General features: G+C 60.4%; 24 protein-coding genes. 6 read left to right on the top strand and 18 right to left on the bottom strand.

Features of this window, described 5'->3' with window-relative positions:
- Positions 1-206: 206 nt before the first annotated feature.
- From MUO32_RS26735 to MUO32_RS26725, 3 genes are all read left to right on the top strand, one after another.
- Positions 207-488: a DUF982 domain-containing protein gene (locus tag MUO32_RS26735; RefSeq protein WP_257951413.1), complete on the top strand. Its 282-nt coding sequence runs from the start codon at positions 207-209 to the stop codon at positions 486-488.
- Positions 489-538: 50 nt separating this feature from the next.
- Positions 539-781: a hypothetical protein gene (locus tag MUO32_RS26730; protein WP_257951412.1), complete on the top strand. Its 243-nt coding sequence runs from the start codon at positions 539-541 to the stop codon at positions 779-781.
- Positions 782-1,204: 423 nt separating this feature from the next.
- Complete coding sequence (locus tag MUO32_RS26725) at positions 1,205-1,450, top strand: hypothetical protein (protein WP_257951411.1); 246 nt, start codon at positions 1,205-1,207, stop codon at positions 1,448-1,450.
- 96 nt (positions 1,451-1,546) lie between these two features.
- Here the strand turns inward: MUO32_RS26725 and MUO32_RS26720 are convergent, their stop codons facing one another.
- The 14 genes from MUO32_RS26720 to MUO32_RS26655 all read right to left on the bottom strand — a co-directional run bounded on the left by MUO32_RS26720 (position 1,547) and on the right by MUO32_RS26655 (position 15,084).
- Positions 1,547-1,921: a DUF1515 domain-containing protein gene (locus MUO32_RS26720; protein ID WP_257951410.1), complete on the bottom strand. Its 375-nt coding sequence runs from the start codon at positions 1,919-1,921 to the stop codon at positions 1,547-1,549.
- A 13-nt stretch (positions 1,922-1,934) separates the two neighbouring features.
- Positions 1,935-2,219: a hypothetical protein gene (locus tag MUO32_RS26715; RefSeq protein WP_257951409.1), complete on the bottom strand. Its 285-nt coding sequence runs from the start codon at positions 2,217-2,219 to the stop codon at positions 1,935-1,937.
- Between the two features lie 11 nt (positions 2,220-2,230).
- Positions 2,231-2,836 (bottom strand): lysozyme, encoded by a 606-nt coding sequence (locus MUO32_RS26710; protein ID WP_257951408.1) that lies wholly within the window; start codon positions 2,834-2,836, stop codon positions 2,231-2,233.
- Between the two features lie 548 nt (positions 2,837-3,384).
- Complete coding sequence (locus tag MUO32_RS26705) at positions 3,385-3,726, bottom strand: hypothetical protein (RefSeq protein WP_257951407.1); 342 nt, start codon at positions 3,724-3,726, stop codon at positions 3,385-3,387.
- 3 nt (positions 3,727-3,729) lie between these two features.
- Positions 3,730-4,047 carry a hypothetical protein gene (locus tag MUO32_RS26700; protein WP_257951406.1) on the bottom strand — a complete coding sequence of 106 codons (318 nt, stop codon included), beginning with the start codon at positions 4,045-4,047 and terminating at the stop codon, positions 3,730-3,732.
- Positions 4,048-4,056: 9 nt separating this feature from the next.
- Positions 4,057-4,911 carry a hypothetical protein gene (locus tag MUO32_RS26695; RefSeq protein WP_257951405.1) on the bottom strand — a complete coding sequence of 285 codons (855 nt, stop codon included), beginning with the start codon at positions 4,909-4,911 and terminating at the stop codon, positions 4,057-4,059.
- A 3-nt stretch (positions 4,912-4,914) separates the two neighbouring features.
- Complete coding sequence (locus MUO32_RS26690) at positions 4,915-5,169, bottom strand: hypothetical protein (protein WP_257951404.1); 255 nt, start codon at positions 5,167-5,169, stop codon at positions 4,915-4,917.
- Between the two features lie 41 nt (positions 5,170-5,210).
- Positions 5,211-5,462 (bottom strand): hypothetical protein, encoded by a 252-nt coding sequence (locus MUO32_RS26685; RefSeq protein ID WP_257951403.1) that lies wholly within the window; start codon positions 5,460-5,462, stop codon positions 5,211-5,213.
- Positions 5,463-5,472: 10 nt separating this feature from the next.
- Complete coding sequence (locus MUO32_RS26680; RefSeq protein ID WP_257951402.1) at positions 5,473-7,011, bottom strand: hypothetical protein; 1,539 nt, start codon at positions 7,009-7,011, stop codon at positions 5,473-5,475.
- A complete protein-coding gene (locus MUO32_RS26675) occupies positions 7,008-11,600 on the bottom strand; it encodes a DUF1983 domain-containing protein (protein WP_257951401.1) in 4,593 nt (1,530 codons plus the stop codon). The genes MUO32_RS26680 and MUO32_RS26675 overlap by 4 nt, the downstream gene beginning before the upstream one ends.
- Before the next feature lie 6 nt (positions 11,601-11,606).
- Complete coding sequence (locus tag MUO32_RS26670) at positions 11,607-12,020, bottom strand: hypothetical protein (protein WP_257951400.1); 414 nt, start codon at positions 12,018-12,020, stop codon at positions 11,607-11,609.
- Positions 12,021-12,027: 7 nt separating this feature from the next.
- Positions 12,028-12,618, bottom strand: a complete 591-nt coding sequence (locus MUO32_RS26665) for a DUF2163 domain-containing protein (protein ID WP_257951399.1) — start codon at positions 12,616-12,618, stop codon at positions 12,028-12,030.
- Positions 12,615-13,268 carry a hypothetical protein gene (locus MUO32_RS26660; RefSeq protein WP_257951398.1) on the bottom strand — a complete coding sequence of 218 codons (654 nt, stop codon included), beginning with the start codon at positions 13,266-13,268 and terminating at the stop codon, positions 12,615-12,617. The genes MUO32_RS26665 and MUO32_RS26660 overlap by 4 nt, the downstream gene beginning before the upstream one ends.
- On the bottom strand, positions 13,261-15,084 hold the full coding sequence (locus MUO32_RS26655; protein WP_257951397.1) for a hypothetical protein: 1,824 nt from the start codon (positions 15,082-15,084) through the stop codon (positions 13,261-13,263). Before MUO32_RS26655 ends, MUO32_RS26660 begins: the two co-directional genes overlap by 8 nt.
- Before the next feature lie 57 nt (positions 15,085-15,141).
- Here MUO32_RS26655 and MUO32_RS26650 point away from each other — a divergent pair, with 57 nt between their 5' ends.
- Together MUO32_RS26650 and MUO32_RS26645 are read left to right on the top strand one after the other, a co-directional pair.
- Complete coding sequence (locus tag MUO32_RS26650) at positions 15,142-15,459, top strand: hypothetical protein (RefSeq protein ID WP_257951396.1); 318 nt, start codon at positions 15,142-15,144, stop codon at positions 15,457-15,459.
- Between the two features lie 89 nt (positions 15,460-15,548).
- Positions 15,549-15,722 (top strand): hypothetical protein, encoded by a 174-nt coding sequence (locus MUO32_RS26645; protein WP_257951395.1) that lies wholly within the window; start codon positions 15,549-15,551, stop codon positions 15,720-15,722.
- Between the two features lie 22 nt (positions 15,723-15,744).
- Here MUO32_RS26645 and MUO32_RS26640 read toward each other — a convergent pair whose 3' ends face one another.
- Positions 15,745-16,800, bottom strand: coding sequence for a DUF2806 domain-containing protein (locus MUO32_RS26640; RefSeq protein ID WP_257951394.1), 1,056 nt, complete (start codon positions 16,798-16,800; stop codon positions 15,745-15,747).
- 24 nt (positions 16,801-16,824) lie between these two features.
- Here MUO32_RS26640 and MUO32_RS26635 point away from each other — a divergent pair, with 24 nt between their 5' ends.
- The gene (locus MUO32_RS26635; RefSeq protein WP_257951393.1) at positions 16,825-17,298 is read left to right on the top strand and encodes a hypothetical protein; all 474 of its coding nucleotides are present in this window, start codon (positions 16,825-16,827) and stop codon (positions 17,296-17,298) included.
- Here the strand turns inward: MUO32_RS26635 and MUO32_RS26630 are convergent.
- The 3 genes from MUO32_RS26630 to MUO32_RS26620 all read right to left on the bottom strand — a co-directional run bounded on the left by MUO32_RS26630 (position 17,282) and on the right by MUO32_RS26620 (position 18,572).
- The gene (locus tag MUO32_RS26630; protein WP_257951392.1) at positions 17,282-17,536 is read right to left on the bottom strand and encodes a hypothetical protein; all 255 of its coding nucleotides are present in this window, start codon (positions 17,534-17,536) and stop codon (positions 17,282-17,284) included. The two genes, MUO32_RS26635 and MUO32_RS26630, sit on opposite strands and share 17 nt — an antisense overlap.
- Positions 17,537-17,634: 98 nt before the next feature.
- On the bottom strand, positions 17,635-18,099 hold the full coding sequence (locus MUO32_RS26625; RefSeq protein WP_257951391.1) for a hypothetical protein: 465 nt from the start codon (positions 18,097-18,099) through the stop codon (positions 17,635-17,637).
- A gap of 8 nt (positions 18,100-18,107) precedes the next feature.
- On the bottom strand, positions 18,108-18,572 hold the full coding sequence (locus MUO32_RS26620) for a hypothetical protein (RefSeq protein WP_257951390.1): 465 nt from the start codon (positions 18,570-18,572) through the stop codon (positions 18,108-18,110).
- Positions 18,573-18,588: the final 16 nt, after the last annotated feature.

Genomic DNA, 18,588 nt, shown 5'->3' with positions numbered 1-18,588 from the left:
GGGCTTATCCTGGAGTCTCCTGAAGGCGAGCAGCGCTTCATCGCCCTGAACAAGATCGGCGCGGGGTGGCACGTCACAGATAGAGGCGAAGTAGACCGCATGGCAGGCTAGAAACAAATCCACCAGTAACGAGTTTGCTTGTCGTATTGGTCCAAACCTCTTAGCCCCGCCCTGCGCGGGGCTCTTTGTTTCGCGTGGGGTGTGAAATGGAAATCGGTGGGTGGGAAAGACCAACCACGTTTGAAACCACCAAGCTCGGAAAGTACTGGGCTGTGACCAGCACTGCTGAAGCACCGAGAGCGTTGATGGATAGGTGGCCGGTGGATACCGGCGAGGCGCTTCAGAAGGCGCAGCAAACATGTCTGGATGTGCTCGAAGGGAAGACAGAGCCCTCTGAGGCGCGGAGAGCGTTTCTAATCGCAGCAAAGGAGGCGGAAGGGTCTATCTTTAACCGCCGACGATCCTGTTTCACGCCGGCGAGCTTTTGAAGATGAAGTGAATCAGTCATCTGTAGGGCATGCACCTTGGAGGAGGATGGATGGCAAAGAAATCCGACGAGATTGTACAGGCCATAGCCGCCATCCATGCCGCCCACACAAACGCGCTAGTCATTCTGGTCAAAACCCTCCAGGAGGCTGGCGTACTCGATCCGACCCACTACGCCGCAAATATCCGTATGACCATCGAGGCCAACAACTCTCGTATCGGGCCGGACGTTCAGAGGTTGCTCGTCGACCTTGCAGAACTGGTGGAGATGCAAGACGACGCGGGGACTGCATGATCTTGTGCGCGGGGACGGCCGGCCAGCGTTTGGAGATCGAATAAAGCTGGGCACCCGGAACAAGCGGCCGCGATCACGGTTGTTAATGCGCGGTCGCCCGGTACCCACTGAGCATTTGGTTCCCCCAATCAGATGGCCGCAAAACGAGAGCCGTGAAGCGCGTCTGGGAAGTCGCGCTTTGCGGTTCTCGTCAAGGAAGGCCACCGCGGCGCGGAAGGCGTTTATCGAGGCGGCTGACGAGGCCGGGGTACTTATCCGCTAGCCTGTCGATGGCCCGCCGCCGAACCCGTTACAGGCAGGTGAACTGCCGATTTAGGCTATCGGCTACATCAAGTAGTGTACGGCCTGATTCTGCTGTAGAGGATGAAAGTTGCGAAGTGCCGAGGTGCCTGAATCTCATCCGGCGAATGACTGGAGGATATTATGGCGTTCGATCCAATTGGCGCATTTTCAAAGTACGCCGATGCTGAATGTTCAGTTCAGCTTTGGACGGCAGATCATGCAGCTGCAGTATTGCCCTCGTTGAAGGCCGCCGTAACTTATGCTCGCGAAAGTGGCGCCGGTTGGAAAGAGGTTGAGATCACTGTTCACATGCCGAGAGAAGACATCGTCTACGCGACAGGAAAAGTTCGGTCGTTAATCGAATTTTTGAGCAAATCAGGCGCCTGAAATTCAAAAAGGCGCATGCATACCTCGTGATGGGAAAGAGGCGCGGGTTTGGGGCCTATTGGCTTTGTGCTCCCCTTGCACCGCCACCGCCCGGGCCTAGCCCTTTCCGATTAGCACCATCCCTATTCGCTTCAACGCCTCGCTGAACGTCACGCCGAGCGCCATGGCCGCCAAACCCGTGACACCTAACGCCCCCATCCCCATGAGCTTCCACCGCCTGACCTCGTCGGTGACCGGCTTCATCTCCGTCACATCCTCTTGAACGGTGACGATCGAGGTTTCCACCTTGCCGACGCGGTCGACCACCTCGTCGAGCCGGCGGTGAACGACCGCCCTGCTCGCTTCCGATTTGTCCTCCGATCGCCTGGCTGCCTCCTCCATGCGACGAATGGAATCTTGCAGTCCGTGCATGCCGGCGACCAGCTCGCCAAGTTGGCGATGAACGCCAGCATCAATCTCGGGTGGGCTCATCGTGCTTCCTCGCTCAGCTGCCTTCTTTCGGATCGCCGGTCACCGTCGTCGTAACGGTCCCAGATGCCGCGGTGATCGTCGTGCTGCCTGGAACGTTGCTCGACTGCTTGCCGATCAGGAAACCGAAAGCCGTGCCGGCAAGCCCTGCGACCGTCACCATCCACGTCTGATCGAAGGTCAGCGTCTGGCCGGTGTAGACCTGGACGGCAAGCTGGATTGGTCCGACGGCGATCAGAGCCATGACGACAAGGGCGGAGACGAGCACGCCGGCCCGCTCCCTATAGGTGCTGCTGTCCATGGTGTTTCCTTTCAGGAGAGAAACTGTTTGCGCTCGGCCTGCCGGCGCGCGGTTAGGCCCTGGAGCACCTTGCCCCCCGCCTTGTTCCAGACGAGGAACTGATCGGCCGCCCCGGCCCGATCGCCAGCATTGAGCTTCTTGACGAGGGTGGATTTCGAAAACGCCCCGACGCCGATGTTGAAGGCCAGCGACACGAGCGCATCGAACTCGTTTTGGTTCACCGGCACCTTGACCGCGGCGCGAACGCCGGCCTCGAAGGTCTTCAGGTCGCGACTGAGGATTTCATCGCTTTCGGCGGCGGTGATCTTCATACCCTTGGCGACGGCCGGCGCGCCGGCGGCACTGGTATGGCCGACACCGATAGTCCAGACGCCGACGCTGTCCTGATAAGCCGTCAGGACATTTCCTTCTCGCTGGGTGATCGCCTTTCGGCCGGCGGCGCTGGTCGTCTGTTCGCCGGGCTTTTGGAACTGCTTGCCTTGCAGTTCCGCGAGGTCTTCAAGCGCCGACAGAATGCCGCCGATAGTTTCTTTGCCATAGTCACCGTCAGCGCCTTTCGGGCCGACATAGTAGCCGAGCGCGATCAAGCGCTCCTGCACCTGCAGGGTCGTGGTCATGGTAGTCCTTTCTATGGATAGGCCGGCCGGCTGGAACAAACCGCGCCGTCGGGAATTTTAGCGCCGATCACGCTGGCTGGAGGCCGCTATGAAGGACAGATCGCAGGAACAGAAAGAGCAGGATCACACGTTGTTGGCGGCCGGTGCGCTCATCGTAGCCGGCGCGATTATTATCGGTATGCCGCCTTGGATCCTCTTTGGGATATAGTCAGAACACTCACACCGGCTCGCACTCAAGGAAAACCCTGTACCGTTCGGGCGACTCGACTCATCTCGTCATTTGGTTTCAGGCGAGGAGAAATCCACATGGTCTACGAGTGGGATGAGCAGCGCGCGCGCCGTGCATTTTCGACAAAGTGTTTTTGGTAGCCGCAGTAACGCTGGCGGTTGTAGGATCGCCGCTCTTGCTGGTACTTCACGCAATGGGTTTTCTGCCACTTTGACTATCCCCTAAAAGTTGCGCAATATATTGCGGCCTAGAACCCCTAACTTCTGGGTGTAACGCGATCCGGGCTACCAGACCCGCCCGGGTCGCGAAGCCAAGTACACTACGGCGGCGGTGGCCATTGAAACTCCGGCAGCTCTCCGAGAAACGCGTCCACCGGGGGAACGTCGCGCTCACCGGCCGTCACCTTGGAAAGCTCCGCCGTTGCATAGGTCCACACGGCCGAACGCCAGGAGAACAGCGCCGCGCCCTCTGCGGCGAAGAGCGGATTAGGATCATCGCGATAGGTGATCGCCGTCTGGATGCCGTCGTAGTGGCGCTCCCGCGCTTTGCCGTCGAGATGTGCTTGTATGGCGCCGGAATACCGCGAAAGCAGCGCCGATTCCGCCTCTGCGGCGCGCATGGCCGAGGTGATGATATTTGCCTGTGCTGCTGACCAAGCCATGTATCAACCCTCCAGTTTGGGATCGCGCGGGATGGCGATGACCCCATTGAGCGCGCCGTCGAGTGCAGGGATGTCGAACATTTCCGGCGTCGGATCCGCACTGATCGGCACAACGAGGGTCACGTGGATGTTTCCGCCGGTCCGCTCGACGGGGCTGACGATCCATACGCACGGGATTTCCCCGAGCGGAATGGTCTCGCCCTCCTGAAGCGGTGAGAAGTCGAAAGCCTCACCGTTGATCGTGAGGATGTCCCCGATCTTCGTTACGTTGAGCGTCGTGTTATTGCCGGCGGGGCGCTGGCCGATGAAACTGATATGCATGTCTCTCTCCTAGTACCAAAGGCCGAAGGCCCACGGACGAAAGCCGCGCCCCGTCACCGAGCCAGGCCCCCAAAGCTGCAAGCCGGCGACCGTCGTCGAAACGGGCCTTCCATCGCCCCAGTGGGTTGTGATGTTGCCGCCGGAGCTGATGCCGCAAACGTAACCGGTGTCCCGGAACGCGGCCGGCAGGGTCCAAGGGATGCCGGCAGGGTCGGCAGAGGCGCGGAAGATGTTGCCCGCGGCCAGATTGACGTCGCCAGACATGCCGGCCGGGCCAACGCAAATCTGGAGGCCGTTGGCGCTGCGCAGATACTCCCCACCCGGTGCGCTGCCCCGCTCGAAGAAGCTCCCGATCGGTGTGCCGCTCGCTTGTGCGACCGTTCCCAAGATATCGCGCAAAGCGGCGGCCGTCGTTGATGTGACGACAGGCACCTTCGCACCCGCTGCACCGGTAAGGCCGAGAATGGCGCGAGCCGCCGGCGTCAGATCTGTAAGAGCCATTGTGCCGGCGCCGGTGAAGTAACCGAGCTTGTTTGCCGCCGATACCAATGCTGAGAACGCATAGAGGTTGCCGCCGCTGATGCTCGCCAAGACAGCGTTCATCGCTGTGAGCCCGCGCGTCATATCGCCGACGAAGCGGATACGATACGATGCCGTGGTGCGCGTCGCGCCGGGCCAGGGCTCCGCGAGCGTGATGCTCGTATTGCTGTTGACCGAGAGGATTTCCGCCTGGAGGCCTGCGGCGACGTAGATATCACCGGCCTGAATACCCGCCGTCAGCCAGCTCGTGCCCTGACCGGTAACGGCGGTATCGCCGGCGCTGATCGACGCCGTGCCGGTATTGTAGCTGGATGGGAGCGCCATGGATCAGCCCTCCGCCGGTTTTGCGGAGCGCCGTTTGTTTGCCGTGGCGAAGGCCAGTTCCGTCTTCAGCTTGGCAAGGTCGGCAGCCATCCCGTCCACCTTGCAGGCGAGCTCGTCGCGCTCCTTGCCGAGCGTGTCGAGAAGTTCCGATTGCCCGGATGCAAGCTGGGCCAGGACAAGGTTTCGGTTCTTGTAGTAGGCGAGCAGCGCCGCGTCCTCCTGACGGGCCACGGCAGGATGGATGTCAATCTGGGTCATGGTCTATTCCCTCGTTCGGGTTTGGAAGATGGGTTCTGCGGTCAGCCGCCGACGATGGTGATGGAGACGCTTCCGGTGACGAGTTCCGTCACGACGTCGCCGGTTTCGGGATCCTCGACGATCTCCCCAAAGGCATTGATGACCTGGCGCTTGATTTCGCCGGTAGCGCTGTCGGCCATCAGGCAGTGCAACTGCACGACGCCATCAAGGAGGACTGTCACGCGCCGGCCGGCGTCGACGGTTCGTTGCCACGCAGCAAAGCCGCGCGTGCGCTTTTCGACAGAGATTCGCATGTGAGTTCCTTCAGGGAAGCGGGATGCCGAGAACGAACCAGCGGATACCGACCATGGGTTTTTCATCCATGATGTTGACGATCTCACCGCCGCCGGCCTCCCTGTAGAAAGTGTACCGGGGACGGCCTTTCGCCGTGTAGAACGTCGCTTCCGACTGGCTGTATTTGCAGTACGAACCGTCGCCCGACAGCCCTCCATCGGAAAGGCTGTTCTGGAAGCGCCTGTTGACGCGGGGCGCCCGGATTTCCTCCGAAAGGCCAGAGCCGTGCACTGTCATGTATTTGACGTACGGGAAGAAGCCGGCGGCGTCATAATTCACGGTCGTCGCTGTCGGCGTGGCCAGGCTGCCGGTATGTGTCGGCACACTGAAATACCCGTCTGCCAGGATCTGGATCACCGGGCGGCGGCTGTCGAGAATGATGTCGCTGAAGCGCGGGCTTGCGGCGGCGCCCGGCCGAAGGAATTGCGTGACGTTCTCGCCGCCATCGTCGAACTGTCGCCACACATCGTTCGCCCCACTCGATGGCCCTTGAGGGTCATAGCCGTAGACGATGAAGCGGGCGCGGCAGGCCTTTTTCGTATTGTTGAACCGGATCAGCGGACCGTCGGTCCAGTATTCGACGCCATAGTTGGAATTGCCGCCCGACAGCTTCATCGGGTAGTGGATTTCGCTCGCCGACGCGTCGTAGCACGACATGTCGATTGCCGTTCGATCGGGAAGGGAAATCCCGGTGTTGTACGACGACGCCCCCAAAGGGATGGCGATATCCGCCGCAGCGATGACATTGAGCGGGCGGCCCGTCGCATCGAACGCCAGTTGTGACGGCGTCGCTACATCGACGTCATAGCCGGGCTTCGCCACCTTGCATTGCGTCGACGAAATAAGGAACGTCTCTTTTCCGGCAGGGCTCGGCGGCGATGTCGGCCCATCCAGCGCCGTGTTGTTGCCGGGCAGATTGTAGACGATCAGAACCTGATCATAGCCCGAACCATTCGCATTGGCGTTATAAAGGCTGGTGATGAAGGTCGATCCGTAGTCGACATTGAACGCCGTGGTCGCATCGAACGCCTCGAAGCGCCGAAACCACGTCCCCGTGTCACCCGTTCCGTTGTAGCCCCCCAGAACGCCGGCGGGGCCATATTCCGCGCCAAAGGTGCGTTCAATCATATCGGCGCCTCGATACCGTCCGCTCGCGCGCCAGACCGGGATGAGATCGAACAGCGGCATGTTGTAGCGAATGCTGGGATACCGTGTCGCGCCACGAATGGTGTATCTGGAGCTGTCCAGTGTTGGATTATCGACGCGCATGATCCCGAAGGTGGAATTGTTCGAGCCGGACGGGAACCGCACAGCCCTCTCGCTTCCGCCCGAATAGGGCACGTAGGGACAGTCCTCGATCTCGGGCGTCGTGAGCTGGTTTGTCCACTTCGAATTGAAGTAGAAGCGCCCGCGCAGCGCGTCTGGCGTTGTGATGGGATCGAACGTTCCCTTGGTGATTTTGACGCAAGCAACACCGGTGCTGTCGTCGCCGATCAGTATCTCCGTCATGACGAAATCCTGATCGTGCCAGCGTTGAGGTCGATCCGCATCTTGCCGTTGAGGCTCTGGAGCACACCGGCATTGACCGTACCGATGTTCGCGACATCCATGATGACCTCGCCACCCTGGACGATGAACGGCTTCTTTTTGTTGCTGCCGTTGCGAACCGCGAACTGGTCCGCCTCTACAAGGAAAACGCTGTCTAGGCTCGTATCGCTCGGAACATCGACGTAAAAGCCAGCCGACCGCTCCAAACCGCTGGACGTGTATTTGACGCGGGCGGCAATACGGGCATAGCCGGTTGGGCCGGCAACGGTCGACATCTTGAAGCGCGCGTTGGCGGAGTTGTCGTCAACGGTCGCCGTAAGGCTTTGCAGGAGTGTTGCCGTTGCCTGGACCCGAGCGTCATCGACTGGCACCCAATCCGAGCCGTTCCAGCGGTTGGGCATGTTGCCGTTACCACTGGCGTACCAAACATCACCCGATCGCAAAGGATTGGCGGTCGTGCCCGTGGGCGGATTGATCTGCCGATAGACACGGTTTTTTGAGTCTGCAAGCGCGACGACGTTTGAGACGTCCGTGCGAACAACGGACAGGCCGGTGGCCTTGCCGCCGCTCGGTTGCGCGTCGTCCCAGCCCAGTTCCGATTTGATCAAGGTGATGGCCGACGCGGACGACGTGACGCGCGCATCGGTGACGTCTATCCAAGTCGAGCCGTTCCAGCGCTTGGTGACCTCGCCGTCAGCGGAGTTGATCCAGATATCACCGTTTCGCAGGGGAACCGCCGTGGTGCCGCCCGGAGCGCCGGACTGGCGATAGACCTTGTTCTTGGCGTCGGCGAGGTTATAGGCCACGGTGACGTTGGCCGTAAGCAACGTCAGGGCCGTTGCTTTCCCGCCGGAAGGGCTGGCTTCGTCCCATCCGAGTTCGGCCTTGATCGAGGTCAGCGCGGACGCGGATGATGTGATGCGCGCGTCGGTGACGTCAATCCAGGCGGTTCCGTTCCAGCGCTTCATGATCTCGCCGTCGGACGAATTGACCCAAAGGTCACCGACAACGAGCGGGACAGCGGTGGTGCCGATCGGCGCCGTATTTTGCCGATAGGTCTTGTTCTTCGCGCCGGCGAGCCCATAGGACAACGAGACGTCGGCCCGGATGACGTTGAGCGCGGTGGCGCGCGCGCCGGTCGCGGCACTATCGTCCCATCCCAGGTCGGCCTTTACGCGGTCGATGGCGACGGACGACGCGGCGGTCAGTAGTTCATTGGCCGTGATACGGGTATCGAGGATCGATACCGCCGTTGACTTCGCGAGGTTCGGAATTTCGGCCTGCACCTTCGTAAGTGCGGTACTCGTCACCAGCAGGTTGTCATTCGTCAGTTCGATACGTGTCGTCAGCGTTTGAGCCGCGTCCGCAATAATCTTCTTGTTCTCGATCTGGCCAAGGAAGTTCTGGAAGCCCAGTTCCATGAGCTGGCCAGCCATTGCCAGGAGCTCGTTGCGGATCGTCGTGACCGCGCTGCCGATGCTCGAAACGCCGCCGGCATCGAGCGCGTCAATATTGTTCTGGATGGCCTGCACGGTCTCGATAGAGGCTTTGCCGTCAATCTCCGTTTCAAGGCTGGCGAGAATGTCGCCGTGCGCGGTAATGCCCGCCTCGGTCAGGGCGACGCGAGCTGTCACGCCGGTGACGGCCGTCGAAAGCGCGCCAAGCCCCGTCGTCGGGCTGTTGATGGCGGCTTGCAAAACGGTAATGTCGGTGACCTGCGCGTCATCGGCCGAGATCCGGGCCGTGCGCTCGGCAAGTAGTTCAGCGCGCGAGGCGCCCGGCGATGGGCTGCCGATACCAACCCAGTCGATGAGGTAGTAGTCGCTCGCGGTCTGCGCCGCCGATATATCGAGGCGGATGGCATCGATCGTGCCGGTCCATTCCAGATAGAATGTGATGTTCGCAAAGCCGTTGCCGTCAAAGATCGGCTCGGCAACCGAAACGCGGCGCGCGCTGTCCCAGGTCGTGTCGCTCGTCGCCTTCCACCAGCAATAGCCCACCCATGTCGGCGATCCTGCCTTACGGATGCGAGCGCGCACTTGGCGATACGTCGTGGCGACGATGGCAAGGGCGGTCGGCGAGGTGATGTAGGGCCCGCTCACCTGGTTCGCAGGTCGGATCGAGCCTGCAACCCACGTCGGCGTCCCATTTCCGGTCCAGCTCTCGATTGTGGACGTGAAATTCCACATGACAGCGGGATCAAACTGGTTGTCGGTACCAGCCGAAAGCAAGCTGATTTGCTGCGCCATGGCGTTCAAGCCATCGACGGATGCGGTTTCCACGAAGCCGATAAGGGCTGTCAACTCGGTGTTGCCGGTCTCCAGGCGGGTGATGCGTTGCACCATGCCGCTGTTTTCGCCGGTGGCCACCGTGACGCGCTGGTCGAACTCGGCATAGATGTCGTTGACACGGACCGCCAGCGCCGTGCGGATCTGCTCGACATGGGTAAATCCGGTATAGCTGGCGTTTGCCAGGAGGTCGCGGACCGCACCGACCTCGTCGATCAGCGCGCGGTAATTGACGGCCAGACGGCGCGCGTCGGCGATGCGCTCTTCCTGCTCGGCGATGACCTGATCGGTGCGCGCCTCGGTCTCAGCAATTAGGGCAGCCGTTACCTGATCGATTTCCACCTCTAGCGCATCGACATCAGCCCCGATGAACTCTTCAAACTCGTCGAACCGTTCGTTCAACTCCTCCAGCATACCCGGCAGGTAGACCGGCGCCGTGCTGCCGGCGGTCGTCACCCACGGCGTCCAGGTCTTTAGGCGATCCGGCTGCGTGACGATCGTGGCGCGGGCCGAGTATGGCGAGCCCGGCACGATATTGGTGCCGGTTTCATCCGTCCCATCTTCCGGCTGGTCGCAGCGCCATTTCTGGATGGTCTTGTCGGTTGGATCGACGCCATCGAAGTATTCGAAGCGCACGGCGACGATCGACGGATCATCCGGCGGCGTCCACGTAAACTGCAGCGTCGGATACTCCGTGCCGTCGGGGCCGGTCAGGAGGCCGACGGCAACGCCAAGTTTCTGCACGGTCGAAAGCAGCGACGGGTTGAGCGGCGCCGTCGGCGGAATGACGATCGGGCCGGGCTCGATGGCCTCGTCGTCATAGATGTCGGCGCCGGTCTCGGTCAGCTTCAGGGTGATCTGGAAGCGGTCGTCGAGCGCCCATTCCGAGATCATCCATTCCTTGCCGCGCCAGGAGACCCACTCCCCTTCCTGCACCTTCAGGCCGACGCGCCGGCTCACCGGCAATGTTGCGGTGCCGCCCTTACGATTCTGACGATAACGGATGTTCAGCAGGTATTGCGCGATGTCCGGATCTGTGACCTGCAGAAAATCATTGCTGACCTGGCGGTTACGCCCGTCGGCAGCGATGTCCGCATTCACATAGACCGGCTTCAGGCTCTCGGGGTTCCACATCGCCTCGATCGAGGTGAACTGGCCCGACATGTGATTATAGAGCTCGAACGCCGATTTCCGGTATTGCACCTGCTTGGCGCGATCGGCAGGGATATCGTCGGCGGTGATTTCCATGACCGGGATCTGAGGCGCCCCGGCAATAACACCCGAGAGGCCGCGCCGGTTGAGGCCATAGCCAGCCATGGCGTCGTCGAACTCGCGCAGGATCTCGGTATGGTCATCCTCGCCACCGACGACGAGCGAACACTGATAGGTCGGCTTGTCGTCAAGGCGCAGCGTGTCGCAAACGTTCATCGCCACGAAATAGGTGGCAAGGTCCAGCTGCCCGATGCTCTTGCCTTCACCGATCAGCGTGCGCCCGGAGACCAGCGCGCGCAGGCCGAGCTGATAGTTGAACCTATGGACGGCCGGATTAAGCGTGTGGACCCAGGTCGCGGGATCGTCGAGGCGCTGCGGTCCCGAGCCGCCGGCCACCGTCGAATCCTTGCGAGGATCGTATTCGCGCAGGCCGCGCACCACGAACTCGATATCCGGCTTGCCCTTGTCGAACTGCTCCGGCTTGAAGATCCGCTCCACGACGACATAGGCGATGCCGGCATTGACGCTGGTCGATTTCCACGTCGGGCCGAGGGCTGCGGTGTCATCGACGAGCTTCTGGTCTACGAGCTGATCGGGACGGCCATCGTAGAAGCGGATCGAGAACAGGTGATTGCCACCGGCAAGGAAGCCCTCGACGCCGTAGTGCGCCACCTCGTTGCCAATGATCGGGCGCTCAACCAGCGTCTGCTTCTGGCCGTAGAAATAGACATAAGGCTCCAGGCCGTCACACCAGCCGTTCGCCAGCAGGAAGACCTCGGCATTGCACTTGTTGCCCGCCCCCCACTTCCCATAGAACGTCCGCTGCCCCTTGGTCTTCGACGTGCCGTAGATCGTGCCGACCGGCACGTCGCCGCCGAACTGCGTCTCGGCCTGTACCGCCGAATAGGAGCGCTTCTTCGGCCGATTGAGATACGACAGGCCGATCCGCGCCGCGAAGGCGAGACCGCCGGCAATGACGGACGCGGCCAGCGTGGAGCCAGCAAAAAGCGCGCCGGCAATAGCCGTGCCAAGAAAGCTGAAAATCGCCATTCAGGATTATCCGATGTGAAAGGCTGCGACGACGGTGTCGAGCGGGTAGTCCCGCGCGCCGTCAGGGGTCTTGGTGCGGAACCGCGTGCCGAGGCACACGCCGACATGTTCGGCGCCGTCAGCGAGGAGCAGGATCACCAGATCGCCGAAACGCGCTTCAGCGCCACCAAGCACCAGCCTGCCGAGTTCCGTGGCGAGGAATGACACGAGTGAAGAATGGCCCCGGCGACGAAGCGCACGCTGCGCACCGGCAAGCGTCTTGTAGCTGCCGGCGTACTTCCGGGCGCGTTGCGACCCCTCCAGCGCATCAACGAGCGCCAGCCCCATGAAGAAGCAGTCGGACTGCGCGGGGTTGCCATAGGCATACGGCTTCGCCAGCTCCGCGGTGAGCGTAGCCTCGACTTTTCGGAAACGGTTCATGATGCGATCAGCCTGACCTTTGTCCCCATTCCTCGGGGATCGTGGCATTGGTAGCGACGTATTCGAGACCAGTATCTGTGGCGAGATTGTCGAACTGGTGCTCGGCAAGGCTGCGCTTGACGCCGGTGGAGCCCCGAGCCGACCGACCCGGCGGCTGGAGATCGATCGAGAGCGTCAGGGAACGCTCGGCGCCGGTGACGGCACCTTCGTTGAACCGCACCTGGTCGATCTCGTAGATGGATGAGGCCAAAATGCCGACGACTTCATTCGTCTCGGGCACGCCGGCAAGATGAGCGATGATGACCGGGGCATTCTGATAGCTGTACGTCTCAATCTCTGCGACGGCGTCGCCGGGATCACTCACCGGGATGTTCGAGAACACGATCGTTCGGGTGGTGACGGCCACGCCTACCGCGCTCGTCATACTGCCCATCTCCAGAAATCTGTTGGGCAGATAAACCAAACCATTGTGCGTGTAGGGGCGGCCGCCACGGTGATAGCCGACGGTCTTGCCGGGTAGATCGAAGCGGATGAGGTCAAGCCGCGCCAACCGACCAGCATCGACGAGCGCCTCTACAGCGGGATCAAGCGCGCTCATGAAAAGAATACCTCGGTCGCGGAGAACGATGCCTCGCGATTGCCAAGCGACTTCGGCGCCTGCACGCTTCCCGGATCAATCATCATTACAGTGGACGCCTTCTCCAGATGTACGGTTGCCCCGGTCGTGAAGTTCTCCGTGTCCAGCGCGTACATGAATTCGATCGTCGCCACCCCGCCGGAAGTGGCCGTGGCATTCTCCGCCACTCGGTGGAGCGATCGAATGAGCGGCGTCATGCGAAATTCCATGTAGTCGCCGGGAAGGAATTTGAACGCCGCTGGCAGGCCTGAGATTTGGACGGTGCGGCTATCGAGAATATCGTCCAGGGCAGCCTCTCCGATAAACGAGCCACCGCCGGCCTTGCTGCCCGACAGCGGAACACCCTTGTCCATAGCAATCGGCCGAGGCCGTCCCGGATCGTAGGCGAGAAACGGCACGCCGCGCGCATCCGCTTTCATGATGAAGGCATCAAACAATCCCGACTGCACCGGCAGGAGCGAGCTGGTTGAGTATGAGGCCACCCAGTATGGCGTCATGCTCGCCATCATCTCCGAACGGCGACCCTCCATCATGCTTACGTCTGCCGGGCTAACAGGCATGAAGCTCACTTGTGCCCATGGCACGGTCGGTAGATGGATCGGATTAGCCATAGGCGTTATCACCGTTCGTGTAAGCTTCTTGCCGGTTCTTGTTGTTTTGCTTGACGATTTCGACCGCGTTTCTTGACGTATTTCGCATGATGCGGGACTCAACATCCGCCGACATGCGAACCTCGATGACGGTGCGGCCTTCGCGTTCAGAGACAGAGCTTCCGCCTGATTTCGTATGGTCGATAACCGTCTCATCAGGGTGGAGGAGCGCCATGAAACCGCCCTTCCCGTCCATGCCGCCCGAGCGCGAACGCTTGCCGGTATAGCCACCGCCATCGAAGGAGGTGACGCGCATGCCGGCCCAAGGGTCGGCAGAAGCCCCGCCTCCACCACCAAACAGGCTGAAGAGCCCACTGAGAAACCCGCCGCCGCTGGCCGTCCCGCTGTTTAGGTTCACCATGGCGTCGACAAGGTCATCCTCGATTTTGTCGATCACCTTGTCGAGCACGCCCATGGCGATGTCGCCGAACTCCTCCCAGGAGATCTTGCCGTCGTCTAGGGCGTCGCGTAGATCGCCGAAGATGCCGTGCAAGACATCCTTCTGGAACTCCATCGCTTCGGAGGCTTGGCGGGTCTCCTCCTCGACGCGGGCCATGGTTTCGGCCAGCGTCGTCAGTTGCTCACGTTGCGGTCCAGAGAGGTCGATCCCCTTCTGCTGCGCATCGTTGAACAGATCGGTGGTGTAGAGCAGCCTGGCGGCCGCCTCATCGGTCAGGCCTATAGCGTCTTTTTCCGCTTCGAGGCTGGTGATCCGGCGATTCGCAGCGGCGACGATGTCGTCGTAGAGCTGCGTCTGGGATTTCCCGCCTTTTCGACCCTTGCGCCCCTTCCTGCCGAATTCACCGGGGAGGCCATCGAGTTCGATCAGTGGGCGGCGATTGGGTGTCGGGATTTCAACTGTTGGATCCGGAACGTCTGGGTTCTCGTACCCTAGCGGCGCGTTGAGCCCTCGAATGTTGGAAAGCGTCTGCGCAACGCTCATTTGTTTGACGAGCGTTTCCACATTGCCGGCTGCTGTTAATGCAGCATTCCCAAAGCTGTAGAGCGAGCTAGAGAAGGAATCAATTGCTGGTATTCCAGAGGACTTCGCGGCGTCGGCGAGAGCCGTCTGAAGGTTTTTAAGTTCGTCGGTGGGATCGCTGTTGCTTTCAACAGCCTCTTGCAGCGCCTGAAACGCTCTCTCGAGCTCACCGATATTCTCTTGCTCCTCGCCGGCCAGCCTCAGTTTTGAGGTGAGATCGTCGAACCCAACGATCAGATCAGGAAGCGCTTCTCGCGCCGATCGAAACTGTTCATCGGCGAACACCTGTTGAGCAGCGGCATCCTCAGCAGCGGTTTTAGCGCGATCCAAGGTGTCAATATAGGCCTGAAGAGCGGGCGCGGCTTCGCCCCACCGATCGGCCACCTGGCGGATCAGCTCCTCTTGCTCCTTCAATATCTGGTTTGCATCGTCTCCATCATTAAAGGATGCAAAGTAAGCAAGAACTGCACCAGCGGCGGCGCCGGCCGCGATACCGATTGGGCCGAAGCCGAGTGCGAGATCAGGTAGCTGAATGGCTAGCGCTTGCAGCCAATTCCCCGTTGCCGACGCTTGTTGGGCCACTTGGCTTAGCTGCATAGCCATCATGCGCGAATTCTGTGCCGCATAGACACTCTGCTTCCCGACCTGTTCGGCAGCCTTCCCCACATCCCCGAGAGATTTCGCCGTACGCCTTTCTGTCTTTTCCGCAGTCGTCGCCAGACGATCCAGTGCCTCCTCGCCAGTTACGAGACCACGGCTATCGGCCGCTAGTACAAGCGTAGCGAAATCGGTCATGGCTTTACCTTTGGTGGAATCGCGCAGTATCGTCGCGGCAACTAGGAGGATTACGGCATGGATGGTTGGCTAAAGGGACTGATCGCGACGGCGTGCGTGGTCGTTATCGCCGGCGGCGGATATTTTGCTTTCTCGGAGTACCGGAGATCCCAGGAACACGAAGTGGCCAAGGCGGCCGCTGATCGTCGGTCCCTTATCGTTGCCTGTAAGCAAATGATAAGAGACCTCTCAAAGAACGAAACGAAAGACTACAAAGGCGGTTACATCGCTACTTGCATCAACGACGGCTACGTGACCGAACAGGAATTTAAGGACGCTGGCGCTGGTGGCTACCTCGACCCGGTTCGAAGCCTGATAAGATCCGCCGCCCAATAGAAAAGGCGCCCCGAAGAGCGCGTTGCACATCCTGGAAACAATCTCCGCCTCGCAGGCGTTTCAGCGTTTCTTTGGCACAGGACACCCCCATGACTCTCACCCCCGCAATCGAAGAAGCCCTCGACCGCTTTGCCCTTGAGCAGAACATCACCCGAGAGGAAGCCCTCGCGGTCATCGCTGAGGATTGGCTGGTCGGGCACGGCTACCTGCCGGCGGAGAAAGACACCGACCCGGAAGGCGGCGGTGACCCGTTCGGCATTTAATCAGCGTTGGAGACCACTGGGTTTAACTTACCGGGAATTCTTTTCGAAGAACTTCCTCGAAATTGCCCTCAGCATTTTTTCGAAGCAATCGACACCAACGGGCATCCACTAACGCCGGTAACTCTCCAACAATTACATCAAAAAGCTTACCGGCAACAGCTCCATAGTTTGAGGGAAGTATTTCCGATATAGCCGCCGCTTCCGCCGTCAAGATGTACACGGGGACGCCCAACGATTCGTCGCCCGCTCGAACAAGACCGCGTACTTTCTCGTCGAAAAGCGTTAGCTTTCCTCGAACGACATAAGACGACATCTCAAACACCCAGTCACCCCAACGCGCGTAGTGGCTCGGGGATCCGATAGCATCCGCCTGGGCTAGTTTAGTTACGTGCCCCTCGATCCCAGGATCAATAAGCAAACCGGCACCCACCAGTGCTTTCCTTGTCCTGAAATCGATCTCACCACTGATGCAAATCGGCACGGTGTGTTCGAGGCGATGTTTGCAGAGCTCCTCAAATGTTGCAGCGGTTTCGGCATTTAACTCGTCTACAAGCCGCATCATCTTCGGAGAAAACGTTCCCGGTTTACGCACCTCTGACGCCAAAATCCGCCCCCAGCGCTGCCGAAGCTCCTCAGTAGTCGCCCCCGAAGCGTACGTCTCAAAGCGGTCAAGGAATTCTTCCGTCAGTTGCTTCTCGTCATTGCTTTCAGCTTCCGAGGGCGGGCTGAGCCTGAGCTGTTCTGCAGCCTCCTGTACAACCGCGTCGAGATTGCTCTGATCACTAAGCACCTTGCGGAAGTGCCGCTTGAACGCGCGCTCCGCGTAAGCGGGGTCTGCTCCCAGCTTCTGGACTCCATACTGGGTCACAGCTTCGATCAACTGGGTCTCTCCCTTGGTCTTGGCCTTACGCAGTTCTGTTCGGGCTTCCATATGCGCCGCGCCCCATTCCGCGACACTGCCAAATAGTCGGTCAACCGCTGCGACAAAACGACTCTTTGCCTTTGCCTCAATCCCGGTCTCCGTAATGGCCACCGAAACTGAGGTCTCAAGACTGTTTTTATCCGAATCCTCTGACATACCCACCCCTGTGCGTTTTCACGCATGAAAGCAGGATTCGCAGAAAAGTGGAGTCCCACTCGACTCTCGGTTGCCGCCGTGCTGTTTTTGTGGGATTACGTGATGATTTCTGCCGTTGCAGTCGTATTACTATTTGGTCTGGGTATCCCTGCCTTCCTTATTTTTAATTGGGGTTTGGGTGCCGATTCTGAGAGCGCGATAGTCCGCGCCATTGTTTCCATGCCCGGCGGTGCTTTTGTGTCCGGATTTATCGGGTTCATTATCGCCGCATTAACCGAAACCAAGGATGCGATGGGCGAGGTGGTCGGCGATCCCTGGATGGTCTGGGGAGTGATAACGGCTCTCGGAACTATGCTTTTTGCGGTCGGTGGCTATGTCCAGGGACAAAATAAGGCGCATGAGCGTGCCTCACTACTCGTCAGACCTGAAGCCGAAATAGATCCAGAAGAAGCGGAGATCGAGCGGATCAAGTGGGAAATCTCTATGGGCCGCCGATAGACCGTTCTATCGGCGGTATGCAGAACGGGTCTTTGCCCGCATTGAACTCCCGAAGATAGGCGCTGCACATCCTGCGGACCAGGCGGTATTCCCACGGCTCCAGCGCAAGGCCGCAAGCATTGCCGAATGCTGCCAGTTCCTGCCAGTCGGGGATCGTCAGGCCCATTCCTGTGTTTCGGATTGGCCCGAGCTGTTGCAAGGTGTCGAGCAGATAATCGCCGCCGACGAGCTCCACCAACGGAAGCGGTCGCCCAGCGTCGACAAAGCGCTGCGCGCGCGTCTTGCTCTCGTTTTTGACCGTGGATGCCAGCCAGCCCAGTTGCTCGGCGGCAAGGACTAACTGGCGTTCCCTTCCCCCAGGATCGCGGCCCGATCGGTTGCGAAGGAACGAACCTGCTCAGCAAAGGAAAGCTGGGTGCGGCTGCCGTTGACCATCTGGAGCGTCAAGAACCACTCGACATCGGCCGGCGCCGTAGCTGCCTTGCTGCCACGGTTCACATTCTCGAAACCGACGATCAGCGGGGCAATCTCCTTCACGATCTGGTCGTGAACGTTGGAGATGGTGACGGGCTCGCCGGCCGGGCGCTCCTGCTTTATGCGGGCACGCTGACTTTCGAGGATGGCGCTCTGGCCCGTTTCGCCCTCGATGCCGAGCACGAGCACGCGGCAGGGCTTTGCCTCGTCGGGGTTGCCCTTCGCGTCTACGCCGTCATAGAGCAGCTTTCCCGTGCCGGGATGCTTGAGGTGGAGCGCACGCGGCATCTCGGATGCCTTGCGGCTATCGAACTGACCGAAATCCATGGATCACCTCACGGCGCTTCAGCGACGACGCTGTCGCTGTTGGCGCGGATGGAGAAGGTGAAGCCGGCATAGCTCGTCGTGGAGCGCTCGTTGCGCTGCCAGTTGTAGACGATGCCAGTGATGTACTCCACCTCGCCCGAGGCGTCAGGCTCGACGATCTTGAAGCTGTAGAGCTTGTGTTCGCCCTCAACCGCAGCAGCTTTCACCGCCGTCTGACCGGCGTCGCCCTTGATCTCGCGCAGCGCGATTGCGGTTTCAGAGCCGGTCTTGGCGCCCTTGGCCACCATCACCCAGCCGCTCTCGAGGTCGGGAATGTCGATCACGGCATTCGTGCCGCCAACCGGGCCGATCGACACGACGCCGTTGATCTTGATGGGCGAGGTGGTGAAGAGCGTTTCATAGGCGGCCTCGGTGAACGCCGTCGGCGCCCCGGCCTTCATGTAGATGACGTGGCCGATGTCGGAAGTGGACATGCCTTGATCCTTTCAG

The sequence above is a fragment of the Shinella sp. CPCC 101442 genome (assembly GCF_024704725.1).
Classification (GTDB): Bacteria; Pseudomonadota; Alphaproteobacteria; order Rhizobiales; family Rhizobiaceae; genus Shinella.
The sequence above is the reverse complement of the archived record's forward strand: the minus strand, read 5'-3'. Positions and strand labels throughout refer to the sequence as shown.

Bases quoted from the DNA above. Each gene is read 5' to 3' on its own strand.
- MUO32_RS26650 (WP_257951396.1), top strand. From the start codon at position 15,142: ATGGATGGTTGGCTAAAGGGACTGATCGCGACGGCGTGCGTGGTCGTT.
- MUO32_RS26645 (WP_257951395.1), top strand. From the start codon at position 15,549: ATGACTCTCACCCCCGCAATCGAAGAAGCCCTCGACCGCTTTGCCCTT.
- MUO32_RS26620 (WP_257951390.1), bottom strand. From the start codon at position 18,572: ATGTCCACTTCCGACATCGGCCACGTCATCTACATGAAGGCCGGGGCG.
- MUO32_RS26655 (WP_257951397.1), bottom strand. From the start codon at position 15,084: ATGACCGATTTCGCTACGCTTGTACTAGCGGCCGATAGCCGTGGTCTC.
- MUO32_RS26715 (WP_257951409.1), bottom strand. From the start codon at position 2,219: ATGGACAGCAGCACCTATAGGGAGCGGGCCGGCGTGCTCGTCTCCGCC.
- MUO32_RS26685 (WP_257951403.1), bottom strand. From the start codon at position 5,462: ATGCGAATCTCTGTCGAAAAGCGCACGCGCGGCTTTGCTGCGTGGCAA.
- MUO32_RS26735 (WP_257951413.1), top strand. From the start codon at position 207: ATGGAAATCGGTGGGTGGGAAAGACCAACCACGTTTGAAACCACCAAG.
- MUO32_RS26675 (WP_257951401.1), bottom strand. From the start codon at position 11,600: ATGGCGATTTTCAGCTTTCTTGGCACGGCTATTGCCGGCGCGCTTTTT.
- MUO32_RS26720 (WP_257951410.1), bottom strand. From the start codon at position 1,921: ATGAGCCCACCCGAGATTGATGCTGGCGTTCATCGCCAACTTGGCGAG.
- MUO32_RS26700 (WP_257951406.1), bottom strand. From the start codon at position 4,047: ATGCATATCAGTTTCATCGGCCAGCGCCCCGCCGGCAATAACACGACG.
- MUO32_RS26725 (WP_257951411.1), top strand. From the start codon at position 1,205: ATGGCGTTCGATCCAATTGGCGCATTTTCAAAGTACGCCGATGCTGAA.
- MUO32_RS26625 (WP_257951391.1), bottom strand. From the start codon at position 18,099: ATGGATTTCGGTCAGTTCGATAGCCGCAAGGCATCCGAGATGCCGCGT.
- MUO32_RS26705 (WP_257951407.1), bottom strand. From the start codon at position 3,726: ATGGCTTGGTCAGCAGCACAGGCAAATATCATCACCTCGGCCATGCGC.
- MUO32_RS26695 (WP_257951405.1), bottom strand. From the start codon at position 4,911: ATGGCGCTCCCATCCAGCTACAATACCGGCACGGCGTCGATCAGCGCC.
- MUO32_RS26635 (WP_257951393.1), top strand. From the start codon at position 16,825: ATGAAAGCAGGATTCGCAGAAAAGTGGAGTCCCACTCGACTCTCGGTT.
- MUO32_RS26640 (WP_257951394.1), bottom strand. From the start codon at position 16,800: ATGTCAGAGGATTCGGATAAAAACAGTCTTGAGACCTCAGTTTCGGTG.
- MUO32_RS26665 (WP_257951399.1), bottom strand. From the start codon at position 12,618: ATGAGCGCGCTTGATCCCGCTGTAGAGGCGCTCGTCGATGCTGGTCGG.
- MUO32_RS26660 (WP_257951398.1), bottom strand. From the start codon at position 13,268: ATGGCTAATCCGATCCATCTACCGACCGTGCCATGGGCACAAGTGAGC.
- MUO32_RS26730 (WP_257951412.1), top strand. From the start codon at position 539: ATGGCAAAGAAATCCGACGAGATTGTACAGGCCATAGCCGCCATCCAT.
- MUO32_RS26690 (WP_257951404.1), bottom strand. From the start codon at position 5,169: ATGACCCAGATTGACATCCATCCTGCCGTGGCCCGTCAGGAGGACGCG.
- MUO32_RS26680 (WP_257951402.1), bottom strand. From the start codon at position 7,011: ATGACGGAGATACTGATCGGCGACGACAGCACCGGTGTTGCTTGCGTC.
- MUO32_RS26710 (WP_257951408.1), bottom strand. From the start codon at position 2,836: ATGACCACGACCCTGCAGGTGCAGGAGCGCTTGATCGCGCTCGGCTAC.
- MUO32_RS26670 (WP_257951400.1), bottom strand. From the start codon at position 12,020: ATGAACCGTTTCCGAAAAGTCGAGGCTACGCTCACCGCGGAGCTGGCG.